General features: G+C 43.7%; 19 protein-coding genes. 9 read left to right on the top strand and 10 right to left on the bottom strand.

What is annotated here, in order from left to right:
• The first annotated feature begins 391 nt into the window (after nucleotides 1-391).
• Nucleotides 392-1,003 carry a GerMN domain-containing protein gene (locus CAL7507_RS00220; RefSeq protein ID WP_015126386.1) on the top strand — a complete coding sequence of 204 codons (612 nt, stop codon included), beginning with the start codon at nucleotides 392-394 and terminating at the stop codon, nucleotides 1,001-1,003.
• A gap of 55 nt (nucleotides 1,004-1,058) precedes the next feature.
• Here the strand turns inward: CAL7507_RS00220 and CAL7507_RS00215 are convergent, their stop codons facing one another.
• From CAL7507_RS00215 to efp, 3 genes are all read right to left on the bottom strand, one after another.
• Nucleotides 1,059-1,406: a metalloregulator ArsR/SmtB family transcription factor gene (locus CAL7507_RS00215; RefSeq protein WP_015126385.1), complete on the bottom strand. Its 348-nt coding sequence runs from the start codon at nucleotides 1,404-1,406 to the stop codon at nucleotides 1,059-1,061.
• 208 nt (nucleotides 1,407-1,614) lie between these two features.
• The gene (gene accB, locus CAL7507_RS00210) at nucleotides 1,615-2,154 is read right to left on the bottom strand and encodes an acetyl-CoA carboxylase biotin carboxyl carrier protein (RefSeq protein WP_015126384.1); all 540 of its coding nucleotides are present in this window, start codon (nucleotides 2,152-2,154) and stop codon (nucleotides 1,615-1,617) included.
• A 110-nt stretch (nucleotides 2,155-2,264) separates the two neighbouring features.
• Nucleotides 2,265-2,822, bottom strand: a complete 558-nt coding sequence (gene efp / locus CAL7507_RS00205; protein WP_015126383.1) for an elongation factor P — start codon at nucleotides 2,820-2,822, stop codon at nucleotides 2,265-2,267.
• Between the two features lie 238 nt (nucleotides 2,823-3,060).
• Between efp and CAL7507_RS00200 the strand changes: the two genes are divergently transcribed.
• Nucleotides 3,061-4,188 carry a peptidylprolyl isomerase gene (locus tag CAL7507_RS00200; protein WP_042341686.1) on the top strand — a complete coding sequence of 376 codons (1,128 nt, stop codon included), beginning with the start codon at nucleotides 3,061-3,063 and terminating at the stop codon, nucleotides 4,186-4,188.
• A gap of 186 nt (nucleotides 4,189-4,374) precedes the next feature.
• On the opposite strand, the gene CAL7507_RS00195 is transcribed toward CAL7507_RS00200, so the two are convergent.
• Nucleotides 4,375-4,944 carry a Uma2 family endonuclease gene (locus CAL7507_RS00195; protein WP_015126381.1) on the bottom strand — a complete coding sequence of 190 codons (570 nt, stop codon included), beginning with the start codon at nucleotides 4,942-4,944 and terminating at the stop codon, nucleotides 4,375-4,377.
• A 167-nt stretch (nucleotides 4,945-5,111) separates the two neighbouring features.
• Here CAL7507_RS00195 and thiL point away from each other — a divergent pair, with 167 nt between their 5' ends.
• Nucleotides 5,112-6,119: a thiamine-phosphate kinase gene (gene thiL, locus CAL7507_RS00190; RefSeq protein WP_015126380.1), complete on the top strand. Its 1,008-nt coding sequence runs from the start codon at nucleotides 5,112-5,114 to the stop codon at nucleotides 6,117-6,119.
• Nucleotides 6,120-6,200: 81 nt separating this feature from the next.
• Here the strand turns inward: thiL and CAL7507_RS00185 are convergent, their stop codons facing one another.
• Both CAL7507_RS00185 and nadD read right to left on the bottom strand, forming a co-directional pair.
• Nucleotides 6,201-7,214 (bottom strand): type I glyceraldehyde-3-phosphate dehydrogenase, encoded by a 1,014-nt coding sequence (locus CAL7507_RS00185; protein WP_042341685.1) that lies wholly within the window; start codon nucleotides 7,212-7,214, stop codon nucleotides 6,201-6,203.
• Nucleotides 7,215-7,330: 116 nt separating this feature from the next.
• Nucleotides 7,331-7,957: a nicotinate (nicotinamide) nucleotide adenylyltransferase gene (nadD, locus tag CAL7507_RS00180; RefSeq protein WP_015126378.1), complete on the bottom strand. Its 627-nt coding sequence runs from the start codon at nucleotides 7,955-7,957 to the stop codon at nucleotides 7,331-7,333.
• 407 nt (nucleotides 7,958-8,364) lie between these two features.
• Here nadD and murC point away from each other — a divergent pair, with 407 nt between their 5' ends.
• From murC to CAL7507_RS00160, 4 genes are all read left to right on the top strand, one after another.
• Nucleotides 8,365-9,834, top strand: coding sequence for a UDP-N-acetylmuramate--L-alanine ligase (gene murC / locus CAL7507_RS00175; protein ID WP_015126377.1), 1,470 nt, complete (start codon nucleotides 8,365-8,367; stop codon nucleotides 9,832-9,834).
• Between the two features lie 125 nt (nucleotides 9,835-9,959).
• Nucleotides 9,960-11,003 carry a UDP-N-acetylmuramate dehydrogenase gene (gene murB, locus CAL7507_RS00170; RefSeq protein ID WP_015126376.1) on the top strand — a complete coding sequence of 348 codons (1,044 nt, stop codon included), beginning with the start codon at nucleotides 9,960-9,962 and terminating at the stop codon, nucleotides 11,001-11,003.
• A gap of 169 nt (nucleotides 11,004-11,172) precedes the next feature.
• The gene (locus CAL7507_RS00165) at nucleotides 11,173-11,520 is read left to right on the top strand and encodes a YbaB/EbfC family nucleoid-associated protein (protein ID WP_015126375.1); all 348 of its coding nucleotides are present in this window, start codon (nucleotides 11,173-11,175) and stop codon (nucleotides 11,518-11,520) included.
• 89 nt (nucleotides 11,521-11,609) lie between these two features.
• Complete coding sequence (locus tag CAL7507_RS00160; protein WP_015126374.1) at nucleotides 11,610-12,092, top strand: low molecular weight protein-tyrosine-phosphatase; 483 nt, start codon at nucleotides 11,610-11,612, stop codon at nucleotides 12,090-12,092.
• A gap of 92 nt (nucleotides 12,093-12,184) precedes the next feature.
• Here CAL7507_RS00160 and CAL7507_RS00155 read toward each other — a convergent pair whose 3' ends face one another.
• Nucleotides 12,185-12,868 (bottom strand): response regulator transcription factor, encoded by a 684-nt coding sequence (locus CAL7507_RS00155; RefSeq protein ID WP_015126373.1) that lies wholly within the window; start codon nucleotides 12,866-12,868, stop codon nucleotides 12,185-12,187.
• A 553-nt stretch (nucleotides 12,869-13,421) separates the two neighbouring features.
• Between CAL7507_RS00155 and smpB the strand changes: the two genes are divergently transcribed.
• Both smpB and CAL7507_RS00145 read left to right on the top strand, forming a co-directional pair.
• The gene (gene smpB, locus CAL7507_RS00150) at nucleotides 13,422-13,889 is read left to right on the top strand and encodes an SsrA-binding protein SmpB (protein WP_015126372.1); all 468 of its coding nucleotides are present in this window, start codon (nucleotides 13,422-13,424) and stop codon (nucleotides 13,887-13,889) included.
• Nucleotides 13,890-14,142: 253 nt separating this feature from the next.
• Complete coding sequence (locus CAL7507_RS00145; RefSeq protein WP_015126371.1) at nucleotides 14,143-14,427, top strand: WGxxGxxG family protein; 285 nt, start codon at nucleotides 14,143-14,145, stop codon at nucleotides 14,425-14,427.
• 88 nt (nucleotides 14,428-14,515) lie between these two features.
• Here the strand turns inward: CAL7507_RS00145 and CAL7507_RS00140 are convergent, their stop codons facing one another.
• The 3 genes from CAL7507_RS00140 to CAL7507_RS00135 all read right to left on the bottom strand — a co-directional run bounded on the left by CAL7507_RS00140 (nucleotide 14,516) and on the right by CAL7507_RS00135 (nucleotide 17,932).
• Nucleotides 14,516-15,940 (bottom strand): IctB family putative bicarbonate transporter, encoded by a 1,425-nt coding sequence (locus tag CAL7507_RS00140; RefSeq protein WP_015126370.1) that lies wholly within the window; start codon nucleotides 15,938-15,940, stop codon nucleotides 14,516-14,518.
• A gap of 289 nt (nucleotides 15,941-16,229) precedes the next feature.
• Nucleotides 16,230-16,394 (bottom strand): hypothetical protein, encoded by a 165-nt coding sequence (locus CAL7507_RS32100; protein ID WP_015126369.1) that lies wholly within the window; start codon nucleotides 16,392-16,394, stop codon nucleotides 16,230-16,232.
• A complete protein-coding gene (locus tag CAL7507_RS00135; protein WP_015126368.1) occupies nucleotides 16,394-17,932 on the bottom strand; it encodes a GAF domain-containing sensor histidine kinase in 1,539 nt (512 codons plus the stop codon). Before CAL7507_RS00135 ends, CAL7507_RS32100 begins: the two co-directional genes overlap by 1 nt.
• Between the last annotated feature and the right edge of the window lie 83 nt (nucleotides 17,933-18,015).

The following is an 18,015-nucleotide window of genomic DNA, read 5'->3' as shown; positions in this document are numbered from 1 at the left end:
AAAAAGAGCGCGTTTTTCCGAATTCCCTGCAATATCTCTTGAAGTTGTAAATATAATTTTCAACACTCTCAAAATTAATCTGTGATTTACATCGTTTGAAAGGTGACGGAATACAAGTATAAATTCTAAAATTGGAGATGCACTCCACAAAATCAGAAATTGCTGCATCTTAAATCAGTGAACAGTAAACAGTAAACAGTTAACAGTTAACAGTTAACAGTTAACTTGATAACCGATACTCCGACTTTGGTTCCATCGAGCAAGATCGAGATTCTCAGTGCCAGTAACTGATAACTGATAACTGATAACTGATAACTGATAACTGATAACTGTTTTAACCAGGCTGCTCTTCACAATTAAGACCATCTCAGCCCTCAGGAAGGTTTAGAAAATGAAAGACCAACAAGGATCTAACCGTAATTCATCAGGTGTTATAGCAAGTGTCGCAGCTGCGGTGGTTGCAGTCAGTGGTGGCGTGGCGTGGCTAACTTGGCAATCCAGCAACCCACCAACACCCTCAAACCCCACTAACACTGTCAAACAACCTGGTGATCCCAAGACAGCGCTACCAGGTAATGAAAAAACAGCTAATGTTTATTGGCTCAAACCAACAGAAAAAAGTTTTAACTTAGTTCCCCAACCCGTTAAAATAGCAGCTACCCAGCCCAATCAAGTTTTAGAAACGGCTTTTCAAAGTTTATTAGCAGGCCCAACAGAAGGTACAGATTCTACCACTATCCCCAAGGGAACTAAGCTGCTGGGGCTGAAAGCGGAAAACGATCAAGTCCGCGTTAATTTATCTCAAGATTTTACGAGTGGGGGCGGTAGTAGCTCCATGATGGGTCGCATAGGGCAAGTTGTCTTCACTGCTACAACTTTAAATCCCAATGCTAAAGTCTACGTTGATGTCGAGGGCAAACCCTTGACCGTTTTAGGCGGTGAAGGGGTGGAATTAGAACAGCCACTAACTCGCAGCAGCTTTAAGAATAATTATCCACTATAGTCAGTTATCAGTGAACAGTTATCAGTCAACAGTTAACTGATGACTGTTCCCTAACTTAATTTTTACCATTTAACACACGAAAATGACGGGCTTGCTGTTCTAACCTAGTAGCGAGGCGATCGCAAACCCGATTACACAATTCAAAAATCATTTCATCTTCCACTCGGTAATAGGCACAGGTGCCTTCACTGCGGCGGCTAAGGATACCTGCTTGCCACATTACCTTGAGGTGTTTTGACACATTGGCTTGCGAAGTCTGTGTTGCCTCTACCAACTCTTGTACGCATTTTTCTTCATCCCGTAATAAGTGTAAGAGCCGCAGACGCATCGGCTCACTTAATAGGCTGAAGTATTCAGCTACTTGTTGCACTACTTCTGGTGGTACAGGCAACGTTTGTTTCATCAGGATTAACCCGCAAGGACTGACAATTTTAACAGCTATCAGTTATCAGTTATCAGTTATCAGTTTCATGGCTCGGCGAAATACCACACCAATTGACGGCAGCGCTAGCCGGGTGGCAGGTCTAAACCTACGCCGATACGCTTGATCACTGTTCACTGTTCACTGTTCACTGATTTAACAATGACTCATGTCATATATAGATTAATACTTAATCAGGGTTAATTCGCATCAAAGGCTGATTATATTCCACAGGTTCGCCATTTTGGAGCAGAATCTCCATAACTTGACCCGATACATCAGCCTCGATTTCATTCATCAGCTTCATTGCTTCAATGATACAGACTGTTTGACCTTTGCGGATGCGATCGCCCACTTCGACAAATGGTGACTCCCCTGGTGCAGGTGCGCGATAAAACGTCCCTACCATTGGCGAAGGCACTTCCACCAACCTTTGATCAATCGTTGAGGGGGCATTTACTGACAACTGCACCGCAGTAGCCGCATTGTCTGGAAGGCGTGTCCCAATTTCCGGAGTCAATCCTGTCTGGGTTCCAATAGGTGAAACCGATGTCAATCCCGAACCAACCACACCACCTAAGGCCGCTTGAGCAACCGACAGATGATTGCTGAAACTCACAGCTTTACGTACTGTGAGTTCAAAATCTTCGCTTTTGAGCGTAACTTCAGCAATATCAGTTTGGGCGATCGTTGCTAGCAGCTGGCGAATTTCATTAAAGTCCAATGGCACAGTTTTTATTACCTCAACCTGTCCGTAAACAAGAATTTATAAGTGTGGCAGGGATTTAATCCCTTTACAGGGATTGAAATCGATATTTGCATCTTCGGTGAAGATAAAAGCTATTCCCTGCTGATATATTTATCTTCACTAGTATCAATTCGGATGCGTTCTCCTTGGGTGATAAACAAGGGAACCATAACAACCGCGCCCGTTTCCAGAGTGGCTGGTTTTGATCCACCCGTGGCAGTATCACCTTTTACACCTGGATCGGTTTGGACAACTTCTAAAGTCACAGACTTAGGTAATTCTACACCTAGCACCTGTTCATCCCAACGGACAACCTCAGCTTCCATACCTTCTTTGAGGTATTTTACGCGATCGCCAATTTGCGTTGCGCTCAATCTGCTTTCTTCATAAGTTTCCATATCCATAAAGACAAACTCATCGCCGTCTTTATAGGTATGCTGCATCGTGATTTTTTCTATATTGGCTTGCGGTACACTTTCCCCCGCCCGGAAAGTTCTTTCCAGCTGCTTCCCCGTTTGGACGTTTTTAAGTGTCGTTCGCACAAAAGCAGAACCCTTGCCTGGCTTGACGTGGAGGAAATCTATCACTCGCCATACAGACCCATCTAACACAATTGAAACACCGGGTCGAAAATCGTTACTGGAGATCATGAAGCTTTCAAATTTTGGAAGACAATCGGCATTTATTGTACCTTTCCACAGGAGTCATTGGGCATTTGTCATTTGTGATTGGGCATTTGTCATTTGTCCAGAGTCAAAAGTCGAAAGTCCAGAGTCAAGAGTTAGTAATCTTCTACCCCAGTCTCCAATCCCCAGTCCCCAGTCCCCATGCCCCAGTCCCCAATACTGTGAGAAGATGATTGATGGGTTACGTACAGTCAACAATTTGATGCTGCATTTGAGCCATCCCATGATTAACTCATTAAAATCCTGGCTGAATCACAGCCTCATGGCAATACTGCTGGTGACAGTATTTTTAGGCATAAGTACAGCCGGGTGGACTCCCTCCAGTAGCGCCGCCCTACCATCTGGAAATGCGATTACTGACGGCAGAGCGCTGTTGCGGTATGCACTCCCGATAGATAATAAACCCGTAAGACAACTACAAGCCAGTTTAGAAGATATCTCCAACCAACTGCGGGCGAATCGGCGGTGGGGTGCTATCTCTAAAGACCTCAGCAATGCATCCAGAGTTCTTGATAAACCCTCCCAAATCCTAGCAAGCGTTCCCGCAGAACGCCAACCCCAAGCCGAAGCTTGGATTGCTGAGTTAAAATCTGGCGTGGGTGAATTACAAGAATTGGTGAAAGTCAAAGATAAGGAAAAAATTAAGTCAGAAAGAGCAAAGTTACTAGATATAGTGACTCTACTCGAAGAGGCAATGGTCAAGAAATTTCCTTTTGAAGTGCCTACAGAGTATAGTAACCTACCCCAATTAAAAGGTCGTGCCACTGTGGCAATCAAAACCAACAAAGGCAACCTGACTCTGGTGGTAGACGGTTACAGCGCCCCTGTAACTGCTGGTAATTTTGTTGATTTAGTGCAACGTGGTTTTTATAACGGTTTAGAATTCACCCGTTCTGAAGAATCTTACTTTTTGCAAACTGGCGATCCTCCAGGGAAGGACGTAGGCTTTATTGACCCTAACACGGGTAAATACCGCGCCGTTCCCTTAGAAGTCCTAGTTGAAGGTGACAAAAAACCTACCTATGGCATTACTCTCGAAGAAGCTGGCCGTTATATCGATATGCCAGTTTTGCCCTTCTCGTCCTTTGGTGCAGTAGTTATGGCGCGTCCTGAAGATGAAGTGAATGGCGGTTCTTCGCAATTTTTCTTCTTTCTGTTTGAGCCAGAACTCACCCCAGCTGGACGTAATTTGTTAGATGGACGCTACTCTGTGTTTGGCTATCTCACAGAAGGTCAAGAAATTCTAGATAAACTGAAGGCGGGTGACAAAATTGAATCTGCAACCGTCGTCCAGGGAATCGAAAATTTAGTAGAGCCACAAGCAGCGTAATCATGGAGTCAGAATTTAGGAGTCAGGAGTCTTGTATAGGGGTTTTCAGCCAAGTGCAATACATTCCTCATCGGGGAGTCAGAATTCAGGAGAATTTTTCTGGCTCCTTTGAGGAAAAGTGTATTTCATTCATCAGAGAATTGCTATATATTCATAACTCCTGAATTCTGACTCCTCTGCTCTCAACTAAAGATTACCTGCACTGAACACTTGATCAACAGTTATGGCTAATTCTGGGAAAGTCCGTGATATAACTTGTTGGTTGCCAGTAAACACCGTCTCTTCGTAAAATCCTTCTTCCAGCCACAGCACAGAAATCTTTTCTTTTAGTGGGTCTACAATCCAATATTCCGGTATTTCAACCGCCGCATATTCAGACCGCTTATAGCGATAGTCCCGCTTGATAGAATCTGGGCTAACTACCTCTACAATTAGTAATGGTGGTAATTCAAAGACTGCTGATGCATGAATCAATTCTCTTGCTTGCTCCTGCGTCACCACAGATAAGTCAGTTAACCTAGACTTATTTTTCCCCGTCCTCGTCCCAGTTTCCCGAAAAGTTAACCAAGGTAAACTCAACCGCTGGATTTCCGCGATGAACGCGGTATCTAAAAAAGCGACAATCAAGAAATGTTGAATTGTAGGGGGATTCATTAATTCCAGTCTGCCATCTACTAGCTCGTAGTGAAAACCACTGCCATCATCATAAATTAAGTACTCTTCAAATGTGAGCTTTTTTACTGGTGTAGTTACCATTCCCAAATCCCCCTAGACGATACTTTTATCGTAACTTAAAGAGTTAGAGGTACAGGGGTGTAAGGGTTTAGGGAAGATGGGGATAAGCAAAAATAAGATGCAGATGCGAAAAAAGTATGAAGTATGAAATTTCATTCTTTAGTCTTGTACTTTCTGCCTTTTGACAAATGACAAATGATCAACTAAAAAATATTGGCGAACAAGGACTGTTAGCAAGATTGCAGCGTTTTTGTCCTCCAGAGATTATTGGGGACGATGCAGCAGTACTTGTCACTGCGCCGGAAAAATTTTTAGTAGTGACAACAGATGTATTGGTAGATGGCGTGCATTTTAGCGATGTTACCACCTCCCCAGAAGATGCTGGTTGGCGGGCTGCGGCGGCTAATTTATCAGATTTGGCGGCGATGGGTGCTTCGCCACTGGGAATCACAGTTGGGCTAGGAATTCCGGGTGAAGTGAGTGTCAGTTGGGTGGAACGCTTGTATGAGGGAATGACACAATGCCTGCAAAAGTACAATACTCCAATTGTGGGCGGTGATATTGTGCGATCGCCTGTAATTACTCTAGCCATCACCGCCTTTGGTGAAGTCAACCCCGATCACATTATCCGTCGTTCATCTGCAAAAGTGGGAGATGCGATCGTGGTGACAGGTGTTCATGGAGCCTCCCGTGCGGGCTTAGAATTGCTCTTACATCCCGAATTAAGACAAAACCTCAATGATGGAGACAAGGCAGCTTTAATCGCCGCACACCAGCGTCCCCAGCCACGTTTAGATGTCTTACCTACACTCTGGGAAATTGTTCTACAATCAAAAATTGCGATCGCTGGTATGGACAGCAGCGATGGTTTAGCAGATGCAGTTATGCAAATTTGCCGCGCCAGTGGTGTTGGTGCTATTCTGTCAGCGCCACAAATTAGCTTACCAGTCGCCTTTGACCACTGGCTGACAAAGAAGCAAGCCCTGGAATATGCCTTATACGGCGGCGAAGACTTTGAATTAGTGCTGTGTTTAGCAAAAGAACCAGCATCTACTTTAGTAAAACATCTGGGACATGGTGCTGCGATCGTCGGCACCATCACATCCGGAACACAAGTACTACTGCACCATGAAAACCAAGAAATCCCCGACCAAGTACTGAGTCTTAGCCAGGGATTTCAACATTTTAGTCAGTAACCAGTTATCAGTTATCAGTTATCAGTTATCAGTTAACAACTCAAGAACCTTGATAACTGTTCACTGTTCACTGTTCACTGATTATTGCCACTTCACAGCTACGAGTTCAGCCAAATCCAACACGCGCTGGCTGTAGCCCCACTCGTTGTCATACCAAGCCATGACTTTCACTAAGTCATTACCCAATACCAAAGTTAAGTTAGCATCAACAATCGAAGAAGCGTCACTACCTTGATAATCCGATGATACAAGTTGTAGTTCGCTGTAGTCCAAAATCCCTTTTAGTGGCCCTTCCGCAGCATCTTTCAGAGCTTGGTTGACTTCTTCCGTAATAGTACGCTTTTCAACCTGGACTACGAAATCTACCATTGATACGTTCGGAGTAGGAACACGTAAGGCAACGCCATTCAGCTTGCCTTTCAGGTCTGGGATTACCAATGCCACAGCTTTTGCTGCACCGGTGGAGGTGGGTACAATGTTGATGGCTGCTGCTCTAGCCCGACGCAAATCCCGGTGAGAAGCATCTAGCAAGCGCTGATCACCTGTGTAGCTGTGGGTAGTGGTCATCGTACCTTTAATGATGCCAAATTTATCATTCAACACTTTGGCGATCGGCGCCAAGCAGTTGGTGGTACAGCTAGCATTGCTGATGACGTTGTGTACGTTGTGGTCATAATCGTGATGATTCACACCCATCACAAAAGTACCATCCTCATTTTTACCAGGAGCGGTGATTAACACCTTCTTGGCTCCAGCATTCACATGCTTTAGTGCCCCTTCCTTGCTAGTAAAAACACCCGTTGCTTCGATAATTAGGTCAATTCCCCAGTCTCTCCAGGGCAAGTTTTCTGGATTGCGATCAGATACACATTTAATGGTTTTACCGTTAACGGTGATGGAGTTATCATCAGCTGAAATGTCAGCATTCTTTAACTTCCCTAACATCGAATCGTACTTTAACAAGTGAGCGTTGGTTCTAGGGTCTGACGTGTCATTGACAGCAACAAGGTCGATATTGCTGTTTTCTCTACCTAGCCAGCAACGTGCAAAGTTACGTCCAATGCGCCCAAAACCGTTGATTGCAACTCTAATCACAGTGTCTTGCCCTCTGTATTTATGCTTATAAGTTGATATCTTGAACCCAATCATATCGCAAAGGGGGGGAGCATTAATAACCATAAAGTGTTTAATCTAGAAAAAAAACACATAATTTATTCAGATTTATTTGAGTAAAGCTGGTGAGCGGTGATGTAAGACCTTACCGATTCGGGAACTAGATAGCGAATCGAGTGATTTTTGCGAATACATTGACGAATTAGACTTGACGAAACTCCTACTAAGGGTATATTCAGGAATTGCCAGTGAATAGTAGAAGACTGATTTTGCAGTTGTTGCTCCACTTGCTTGCAGATCAACTCACTTTGAGCTATAGTCTCACCACCTAAGAGTCTGGGTGCGATTAACCAATCACACATTTGTGCTAGTTCGTATCCACGATACCAACGGGGTAAGGTTTGGAAAGCATCCAAGCCAATAATCCAGTACCAGTGAGTATTTGGGTAAAAAGCAGATAAGTCGGTCAGGCTATTGATGGCATAGGACATCCCAGAGCGATTTAACTCAATTAGTGAGACAGTAAACGCGGGATGATCTTCTGTGGCTCGTTGTAGCATTTCTACTCGATGCTCAAATAAAGCCGCTTGTTTATGTGGAGGATTTAGCGATGGTAGCCAAATTACTTGATCTAGGGATACTTGATGCAAAGCTGTCTCGGCTACGAGCAGGTGTCCCCAATGAATTGGATCGAATGTGCCACCAAAAATTGCTATTTGCTGCATCCAGTTAGATTGGACTTATATTCAATTGCAAAATAGTTTCGTTATCTAATGTACTATTGTAGTCAATTCTGTTTGAATCTTTTGATGTAATTTGAAAGTAGTTTCATCATGAGTCTGCTCTTCAAGCCAATTCCAGTAAAGAAACTCTAGATATGTATTTGACATTACAAGAATTTCTTTCCCGATGCGGCGAAAATTATCAGAATAGTCATAAGATACAGTTCAGAAATAACAAAAACCTCCAACAAAGGTAAAATCATTCTGAACAACCAAAACAAGAGGAGAAAAATCAAAAGAACATTAAATATAAGAATGATACAGGAGCAGTTACAGTAAAAATCAAATTCCTGTTATGATACGCGTGTCATTTGTGATTATGGTGTGGTGTGGTGTAAGAGGAGAAATCAATGAGTAACTCTGTAGATTTTAACGGTAAACCGTTTCATTTCATTGGAATTGGTGGTATAGGGATGTCCGCGCTTGCTTACGTGCTAGCAAAGCGGCAATTGCCAGTGTCAGGTTCGGATCTTCGTCCTAACCACATTACGCGAAAATTGGAATCTATCGGGACTCATATTTTTGGTAGACAAGAGGCAAGCAATCTCGAATTCTTTCGTCCCAAGGTATCGGCTGAAGTAGGTTTAAACTTACAAAAATCACAAGCAGAATTACCTGCTATTACTCAGTCAATACTGCCACAAGTAATTTGTTCAACAGCAATTAACACAAACAATTTAGAATACAGAGCAGCGCTGGAATTAGGCTGCCCAATTTTACATCGTTCGGATGTACTAGCTGCTTTAATTGCTGACTACTACAGTATTGCAGTTGCTGGAACCCACGGCAAAACTACAACTAGTAGTATGATTGGTTATATGCTACTAGAAGCTGGATTAGATCCAACAATTCTTGTGGGTGGAGAGGTGAATGCTTGGGAAGGTAATGCCCGACTAGGAGAAAGTCGCTACTTAGTAGCTGAGGCAGATGAGTCAGATGGTTCCTTGGTAAAACACGCTCCAGAGATAGGTATTATCACCAATGTCGAACTCGATCATCCAGATCACTACGACACATTAGAGGAAGTGGTGGACATCTTCCAAAGGTTTGCCAAAGGTTGTAAAACTTTAGTTGCTAGCATTGATTGTGAAACAGTACGCGATCGCCTAAAACCAACAATCAGCTACAGCTTACACCCAGAAACCAACGCCGATTACACAGTTACCAATATTGACTATCGCGCTGATGGCACCACGGCTTTAGTTTGGGAGAGAGGCAAAGCCTTGGGTGTGTTGAATTTGCGGCTACTCAGCAGACACAACCTCAGCAATGCCTTAGCCGCAGTGGCAGTAGGTCGAGTTTTAGGTTTAGAATTTGGAGAGATAGCTAAAGGTATTGCTAGCTTTGAAGGAGCAAGACGCCGCTTTGAGTTTCGGGGAGAAGTCGGAGGTATCACCTTCATCGATGACTATGCCCATCACCCTAGCGAAATTCGTGTCACTCTGGCTGCGGCACGTCTCCAGGCAAGACCAGGGCAAAGAGTCGTTGCAATCTTCCAACCCCATCGCTACAGTCGCACACTGACATTTTTAGAAGAATTTGCCGAGTCTTTTTCTCATGCTGATTTGGTTGTCATCACCGATATTTACAGTGCAGGGGAACCAAATTTAGAGCAAATCAGTGGTGAACTGTTGGCTAAGGCAATTGCCAAGCATCACCCACAAGTGGTTTACCAGCCAACCTTACCTGACATATGCGAGTTCTTGCTGCAAACGCTGCGTCTTGGGGACTTAGCGCTGTTTCTGGGTGCAGGGAACTTAAATCAGGCGATTCCTGAAGTCATCGCCACCCTTTGTGAACCGGCGAAAGCCACATCTTAAAATTGAGGACATTAGTTGGGTGCTAAATCCCATTGTCCATCTTGCAAAAGCTCCATAACAAGATTTAGTTATGTCCGTATTATTACGGCAGATAAATGTAAAAAAATTACCGATTGACCTAAAAGATGATAATCTCCCAGGTGACTGGCAAAGTTTGCACAGTTTCTACTTTGACTACAGAGAAACAAGAAACAGCTAATTCCGTCAAGGGTGAGGTAATTTACTTGCCGGGTACTGATTGTGTGATCAAGTCCCAGGCATCCTTGTCAGCGTTTACCTCCTATAGGGTTGGTGGTGCGGCCGAATGGTACATTTCTCCCAGGAATATAGAAGCATTACAAGCAGGTATTGAGTACGCAAAAGAACGTGCGCTCTCAGTAACAATACTAGGTGCTGGTTCTAACCTATTAGTGAGCGATCGCGGTCTACCAGGCTTAGTGATTGCTACTCGTCATCTCCGTTATAGCCACTTTGACCCAGAGACAGGTCAATTAACAGTCGCCGCCGGAGAATCAATCCCTAGCTTGGCGTGGCAGGCAGCAGATTTGGGCTGGCAAGGATTGGAGTGGGCTGTGGGTATCCCCGGAACCGTTGGGGGAGCCGTCGTTATGAATGCAGGCGCACACAGTAGCTGTATCGCAGATATGTTAGTTAGTGCCCAAGTACTTCTACCTGACGGTACACTACAAACTCTCACTCCCTCAGAGTTAGGTTATAGCTACCGGACTTCATTACTGCAAGGCAGCCATGCTCCGTTCTTAGGGGACACTGCGCGCACCGAAAAGCAGGGTCAACGAATTGTTACCCACGCCACCTTACAACTTCAACCTGGTGCTGATCCCGCACAAGTTTTGGCAGCAACCAAACAACACAAACAGCATCGACTGTCCACTCAACCCTACAACTTCCCTAGTTGTGGTAGCGTGTTCCGCAATCCTAAACCTCAGTCCGCAGGATGGTTAATCGAACAAACTGGACTCAAAGGGTTTCAAATTGGTGGGGCACAAGTGGCACAACTCCATGCCAATTTCATTGTTAACCGTGGTGGGGCAAAAGCTAGTGATATCTTTTGCCTCATTCGCCATATTCAGCACCAAGTACAAGACCGTTGGTCAGTTTGGCTAGAGCCAGAAGTTAAAATGCTGGGAGAGTTTCAAGCTGCTGGTTAAGGGCATGGGGCGTTGGGCATGGGGGAATAATCCTTGACTCCTAACTCCTAACTCCTGAGCAATCTCCAGCAAACGGTACATTAATTACGAGTAAAAAAACAGGCAAATTACTCACCGCATCTATAATTGAATTTGATTTGTAATTCAACGCACACGCGGACAATTGATTATGACAGGAAAAGGACAGGGATTTGGCTTTGGCTTAGGAAAAATGAAAGAACTCGCCGAAGCTTTCAAAAAAGCACAGCAAGTTCAAGAAGGTGCGAAGCGACTCCAAGAAGAATTGGAGCAAATGGAGATTCTAGGAGAATCAGGCGGTGGTCTGGTCAAGGTGATTGTCAGTGGTAATCAAGAACCCAAGCGAGTAGAAATTGCCCCAGAAGCCCTAGCACAAGGAGCAGAAATACTTTCGGATCTTGTGACAGCAGCCATGAAAAATGCCTATGAAAAATCCACAGCAACAATGCGGGAACGCATGGAAGACTTGACCAGCGGGCTAGAGTTACCGGGGTTTTAGTCAACGGTCAAGAGTCAAGAGTCAAGAGTCAAAATTAAGAACTCTTGACTTTGGACTCTTGACTTTTGACTTTGCGAAGCGAGATATTTATGCCTTATAAGCTGCTGTTTGTTTGCCTAGGAAACATCTGCCGATCGCCATCGGCAGAGAACATTATGAATCATCTGATCGCTCAAGCTGGCTTGAGCGAAAGTATTTTGTGTGACTCTGCTGGTACATCGAGTTATCACGTCGGTAGCCCACCTGATCGGCGCATGAGTGCTGCCGCATCTACAAAGCTGGGAATCAAACTGCGTGGTCAAGCACGTCAGTTTCAAAAGTCAGACTTTCAAGACTTTGATTTGATTTTGGCGATGGATCAAGAAAATTATGAGAATATCCTCTCTCTTGACCGCAGCCAGCAGTTTAACCATAAAGTCCGTTTGATGTGTGATTTTTGCTCTCAGCACACCCTCAAGCAAGTTCCTGATCCCTATTACGGTGGTTCAGAAGGATTTAATCAGGTTATTGATTTACTAGTTGATGCTTGTGAAGGACTGCTGGAATATGTTGTGAGCCAGAAAAACTGTTGACTGTTGACTGTTGATTGAGATTGGGGGGGGCATGTATCGGTTTTTTTAGACTTCAGACTTCAGACTTCAGACTTCAGACTTCAGACTTCAATCTATTCTACTAAACCGTGCTTAATTGCAAAACGCACTAGTTCGGCTCGGTTACTAGTTGTTGTTTTTCTCAATAAGCTGCTAACGTACTTTTCTACTGTGCGCGGACTCAGGTGCAGCTGATGACCCATTTCGGCATTAGAAAGACCATGAGTTAACAGTTCTAGTACTTCTTGTTCTCTGGTAGTTAGAGAAGAAATTAGCTGAGACTGGTGAATATGAGTATACTGGGAGTCATATCCTTCCACTGCTCTGGTTTGGGTGGAATTGTCCAAGTTCTCTTTATGAGAAAAGCGGTACTCGGATTGAATTATTTGCGATCGCTCCAAAAGATTGCGAATCGCTGCGGCTAACTCCTCTAGTTCAAACGGCTTCGGCAAATATAAATCGCACCCTGATTGATATCCCAAAATTCGTTCCTGAGTCTTAGTTCGTGCTGTTAATAAAATTACAGGTAATAAACGATATCCTGGTTGTTGACGCACTCGGCGGACTAATTCATAGCCGTTCATCCGTGGCATGACAATATCGGTGACAATTAAATCAGGATGATACTCCATCACCATCGACAAAGCCTCTTGACCATCATTAGCCGTAATCAACGAGTAGCCAGACAGTTCAAGATAGTCGCTAATAGACAGACGAGTACCCAGATCGTCATCCACTACAAGGATCTTCAAGGGCATTGATGGTACACCCCTAGCATTTTTTTGACTAACAAATTTGCTTCTATGAGCGCTACTAGTGAACACAGGCAAGAATAGTGTTCTCATGTTTCATACTATGACAGGATTACCTGCTAATGACTGCCTGACGGTTAATTTATAAAGAAAATATTAAATCTTTAGAAAGTATTAATAAATTGTAACGTAGATTCCCCCGCCAGTGCTTGTGAGGTGAAAAAAGCTTGTTACTTTGTTACAAATAAGCAAGTTACATAGAGTAATAGCTCATTTTAATGTAAATTAAAATTTACCTGTTACATATTTTCCCCAAAATAAAAATTGCGGAACCACTTTTAATTGGGAACTTGAAAAAGCTACATTAGATTAAGATAAGCCTGATATCCAAGTAACCATTTATGCCAGTTTAATATTCTCCCAATAAGTTTACCAGCCAGTCAATCACGGGAAAAACCCATAACAAAGGATAAAAATCTCTATCCTCCATCCCTTATTCCCCATTTTCAAGCCATTTCAAACGATTTGTTAGACATATTTAACGCACGCCGAATATTCAATGAGTGAAAAGAGCGAAAGTTTTAAAGTTATTAGTGACAATCGACAAGCTCGTTATTTGTATGAAATCCTAGAGACTTACGAAGCTGGAATTCAATTGGCAGGAACCGAAGTGAAGTCGATTCGCGCAGGCAAAGTCAATCTCCAAGATGGCTATGCTTTGATTCGTGATGGTGAAGCATGGTTAATTAACGTGCATATCTCCCCGTACACAGCTAGCGGACAATATTTTAATCATGAACCTCGCCGCACACGTAAGTTGTTACTACATCGCCAGGAAATCCGCAAGTTAATTGGCAAAGTGGAACAGCAAGGTTTAACTTTAGTTCCTTTAAAGATGTATTTCAAACGGGGCCGAGTGAAAGTGAGTATAGCGCTGGGCAAAGGTAAAAAGCTCCACGATAAGCGAGAAGACCTGAAACGACGCCAAGATCAACGTGACATTCAACGGGCAATGAAAAATTATTAAGCGATCGCGTAATTAAGTCGGCAAGAATAAACTCAACTATATTACGAAACGTAAATACACCTGAAACCCTGACAAATGACAAATGACAATCCTCACCAGTTAGCTTTATTTGCGTCACCCTACTGTTCAAGCATGTTGTATATCCTGAGCGTGAGTTAAAAAAACTCCTAGTCTATAGCTACAGATTGATTCTGCTTATTTTGGGACTCGATAGAGTGGTGAATAACTTTGGTCCCAATGAGGAACTTTCACCATGTCACATAGTTTTAGCAAAGCGGTTGGCGCGGGTGTTCTCACCTTAAGTATGGCAATTTTGCCTTTAACTTTACCTGTGCAAGCCCAGGTTACTACTACTTCACCCAGAACAGACGTTGCTCCAAGGACTACAACCTACGATCGCCGGGATGATTTTGATTGGGGTTGGCTAGGATTAATTGGTTTATTAGGTTTAGCAGGTTTAACAGGTAGAAGGCGCGACGATGAACCTACTCGTTATCGTGACCCTAATGCTCCGGGGGCTACTAGCTATAGGGATTAGGAATCATAGGATGAGGGGGATGAGGGAGAATAATAATTTTTTGTGACTTCCTCATCTCTCCCTACTTCCTCATGAGTGCAACTTGGTACTAATTTGCAGCAGGTTCTTGGTTGGGTGAATTAATTTCTGGAGTGCGGTCTTGGGTTAAAGGTAACCAGTAACTAGCAATCAAAGCAACCATTAGCCACCAAAGGCTATTGACTTCAGGACGAAACCAGACGGTATCAACAGCACCATGAGCCAGCATACCTACCATAGAAGCGATCGCCCCAATCAACCAAAACCCCTGTACATTGGTCGACTCTCGCAATCGCCGCAGTTGGAGATATCCTGCATTCAAACTCACAATGATTAGCCACAAGAAACAGCCTAAACCAATAAAGCCAGTTTCTACAGTCACTTCTAGCAAAACTGAATAGGCACTCAAAGCCGTATAGCGAGGGTGTTGGTAGAGAGGATAGACTTTATTGAACGAGTTGTGACCAGGACCAATGCCAATAATTGGGCGATCGCGTATCATCTCAAAGACAGCATCCCAAACATGGCGTCGAAAATTATTACTGCTATCTCGGCGATCTGCAAAAATACTCACAACGCGCAACCGTACAGGCTCAACAAATATTACCGCCAGCAGCAATGCCCCAATCAAACCTCCAAAGATAATTGGTAGCGACCAAGTGCGCCAAAAAGGAGGCATCTGTACACTCCACCAATAAATTAGCAATGCCATTACGATTAAAATAGCTGCTAATAGTCCAATCCAGCCACCACGACTAAAAGTTAAGATCAGACAAGATGTATTGACAATAAACATGGTTAATGCTAGGGCTTTTTTGCTCCAGCCTTGCCACGCAAAAATTGCTACCAAACTAAAAACTACAGCCGGCAAAAGATACCCAGCCAACAAATTAGGATTGCCCAAATAACTATAAACCCTTGTAGTCTTTGACAAAGGCGATTCAGGATCAACCCAAGTTGCTAGCGCCGTCGCACCAAAAAACCATTGGCGCAACCCATACACACTAGTAATTAGTGATGCGTGTAGGTAAATGGCAATAATCCAAGACCGCAAGCGGGGCGACCTCAAGACCCTTGCACAAAGAGCAAACAGCAACAAATAGAGCGTCAAAGTTCCTAAATCATTCAACGCCGCCTTTTTTACTGGCGATAATGCCGTGGCTACTACAGCAATTCCCCAGTAGAGCAACACCAGCAGGTGAATGGGAGTAACCAATGAGGTTCTAGGTGTTGTTTCATCCGATAAAGTTAGCAGTAGCCAAAACGCCACACAAGCAGCCAGTAGCAAACCCATGAGGGTAGTGGAGACAAACGGTGCAAGACCATACACCAGACTGAGCAAGACAGCCGCTATCGGGTCCCCCCACTGCATTAAGACACTACTTTGCCGCCAGGAACGCAATAGCCCCGCTGCATAACGGTGCAGGTAGCTGGTAGCAAGATATTCTTGAATCGGGAAATTAGATAAAGTGAATTTTTGCCAGACTAAATTCATAAAAAACGTTGTCACCAATTAGCACGACCGCATAGAACTTGGACTTGATCATAATGCGGGTAGTTATAAAAAGGTAATAACGAAAATTAAAAATTGGGAATTTATTCACAGATAACAGGAAATCCCTATATTTATAGCAGGTAAGAGGTAAGAGGTAAGAGACTTAAAAGTCCCTTGGTGTAAGGATTTTATGCTCAGTTTATGTCCTAAGAAAGCTCTGGGTTTCAACCTGGAGGCTCAATTGATACCATTTTGGATTTTAGATTTTAGATTGTCAGAGAGCTTCTGCTCATTCCATCTGTCGCACTATGACATCAAAGTAAATCTCAGCAAAAAGTCCTGTAGGAGGTTTAGCCCGATGGGGAACGGAGAGTTCCCCATTTCCACATCGTACTTCGTTGGGGATCTTGCTATGCAGAGCGATCGCACTAGAAGGGGCTTGGTCATGAAACATCACTCAACTGCTTCTGGGGAAGTTGTCGCTAGTTGTAGTGGCAAAGCCAGTACATAGCGATAGCCTGACTCTGGTGAACCTTGAATAGAAATTTGTCCACTGTGTAATTCTGCCAACTGACAGCTAAGTAACAGTCCCAAGCTTTCGCGGGATAAACTACTATGCGGTTTAGCTAAATCTATACCTGAATTGACAGTCAATATATTTGATGGAGCATCACTCAAGTTTTTTGCCCCTTCTATTGCCACTGATGACTCTTGGTTTTCACCATAATTATTGTAGGTTGCTGCTTCATCTGCAAGCTCAATCAGAGACAAGGGACTAAGGCGAAAGAAAGGATCAACGTCTGTCATCCCGTCTCCCAGCCAAGGATGTGAAACCCAAACAGTAATGTTGAGGGTGTTTTCCTTATAAGAGACGTGAATGCGAACAACGCTACCTGTCGCAGAAAGTTGAATGACGCTAAAAATCAGGTGATACAATATCTGCCGCACCTTGTCTTTATCCAAAGGCCAAATGCGACTACGCCCCGGTTCTATAGACAGGCGAATATCTTGTTCACGGCGGTTAGCAGCTTCTTCTAAGGTATTGATAGCTTGTTGACATAGCATCTCAATATCTACAGGAGCTAGATTCAGATCAGTTGAGCTATCATCCATTGTGCCCAACTCAGTAATTTCATTTACCAAAGAGAGTAAATATCGACCACTGTGTTGAATAATTTCTACATATTCTCTTTGTTTGGTTGTTAAAGGGCCATAAATCTCACGTCCTAAGACACTAGCCATGCCCAGTACGGATGTTAACGGTGTACGCAACTCCTGAGTTAACTGTCCCAAAAGATCTAGTTTTAGTTGCTTGGTAGAAACAGATTCTTCTTGTAAAGCAGGTGGAGTGATTCTAAACTCGCTGCTAGTTTCGTCGTTGAGTAATAGGGTAGGAGTAGTTTTGGGAACACTGATTTCCGATTTCCCTTGCAACAGTCGATTCCGCTCAAATTCACTCATGCTCCAACGAGCAATGATTTGTAAAAACTCAATATCTCGTTTTGTAAAGTTGCGCGGCATTAAATCCATGACTGCCAATGCACCGAGACAATTACCCGAAGCATCAATCAATGGTGCTCCTAAGTAAGCTCGAATACCATAATCCTGAACCAACTTGCTAGCAGCGATCGCCGAATCCTTAAGTTTATGTGTATCATTAATCACTAAAAATTGATAGCTATCTACCACTTGGCTGCAAAAGGATTCCCGGCGTAACAACTGGCGGCTTTGTGCCAGATGATTCATCAGTCCTAACCTAGATAAGCCCACCGCTGACTTAAACCAATGGCGTTCTTGATCTACAAATCCCAAAATGGAAATTGGTGCTTCCAAAAAGTGGGCAGCAGTTTGAGTAGCTTCCTCAAAAACGGGAATGGTTTCTGATTGCCGTAAACCTAAGTCTGACAATGCTTTGAGGCGTTGTTGTTCTTTTGTTTCTGGGGAAGCCCAACCATCCTTTAGGGCAAATAATTTGTTTTCAGGCTCTAACATTGCCACCGCTACCTTGATAATTGCTCGGTACTGTAGTTTATATAACCGCTGTTTCCGGGTTATTATTTACTATTTTTAAGCAT

Origin of the sequence: Calothrix sp. PCC 7507 (genome assembly GCF_000316575.1) — a bacterium.
Classification (GTDB): Bacteria; Cyanobacteriota; Cyanobacteriia; order Cyanobacteriales; family Nostocaceae; genus Fortiea.
The sequence above is the reverse complement of the archived record's forward strand: the minus strand, read 5'-3'. Positions and strand labels throughout refer to the sequence as shown.

Coding starts and splice junctions, on each gene's coding strand:
- CAL7507_RS00220 (WP_015126386.1), top strand. CDS start 392: ATGAAAGACCAACAAGGATCTAACCGTAATTCATCAGGTGTTATAGCA.
- CAL7507_RS00215 (WP_015126385.1), bottom strand. CDS start 1,406: ATGAAACAAACGTTGCCTGTACCACCAGAAGTAGTGCAACAAGTAGCT.
- efp (WP_015126383.1), bottom strand. CDS start 2,822: ATGATCTCCAGTAACGATTTTCGACCCGGTGTTTCAATTGTGTTAGAT.
- CAL7507_RS00200 (WP_042341686.1), top strand. CDS start 3,061: ATGCTGCATTTGAGCCATCCCATGATTAACTCATTAAAATCCTGGCTG.
- CAL7507_RS00195 (WP_015126381.1), bottom strand. CDS start 4,944: ATGGTAACTACACCAGTAAAAAAGCTCACATTTGAAGAGTACTTAATT.
- thiL (WP_015126380.1), top strand. CDS start 5,112: ATGACAAATGATCAACTAAAAAATATTGGCGAACAAGGACTGTTAGCA.
- nadD (WP_015126378.1), bottom strand. CDS start 7,957: ATGCAGCAAATAGCAATTTTTGGTGGCACATTCGATCCAATTCATTGG.
- murC (WP_015126377.1), top strand. CDS start 8,365: ATGAGTAACTCTGTAGATTTTAACGGTAAACCGTTTCATTTCATTGGA.
- murB (WP_015126376.1), top strand. CDS start 9,960: ATGATAATCTCCCAGGTGACTGGCAAAGTTTGCACAGTTTCTACTTTG.
- CAL7507_RS00165 (WP_015126375.1), top strand. CDS start 11,173: ATGACAGGAAAAGGACAGGGATTTGGCTTTGGCTTAGGAAAAATGAAA.
- CAL7507_RS00160 (WP_015126374.1), top strand. CDS start 11,610: ATGCCTTATAAGCTGCTGTTTGTTTGCCTAGGAAACATCTGCCGATCG.
- CAL7507_RS00155 (WP_015126373.1), bottom strand. CDS start 12,868: ATGCCCTTGAAGATCCTTGTAGTGGATGACGATCTGGGTACTCGTCTG.
- smpB (WP_015126372.1), top strand. CDS start 13,422: ATGAGTGAAAAGAGCGAAAGTTTTAAAGTTATTAGTGACAATCGACAA.
- CAL7507_RS00145 (WP_015126371.1), top strand. CDS start 14,143: ATGTCACATAGTTTTAGCAAAGCGGTTGGCGCGGGTGTTCTCACCTTA.
- CAL7507_RS00140 (WP_015126370.1), bottom strand. CDS start 15,940: ATGAATTTAGTCTGGCAAAAATTCACTTTATCTAATTTCCCGATTCAA.
- CAL7507_RS32100 (WP_015126369.1), bottom strand. CDS start 16,394: ATGTTTCATGACCAAGCCCCTTCTAGTGCGATCGCTCTGCATAGCAAG.
- CAL7507_RS00135 (WP_015126368.1), bottom strand. CDS start 17,932: ATGTTAGAGCCTGAAAACAAATTATTTGCCCTAAAGGATGGTTGGGCT.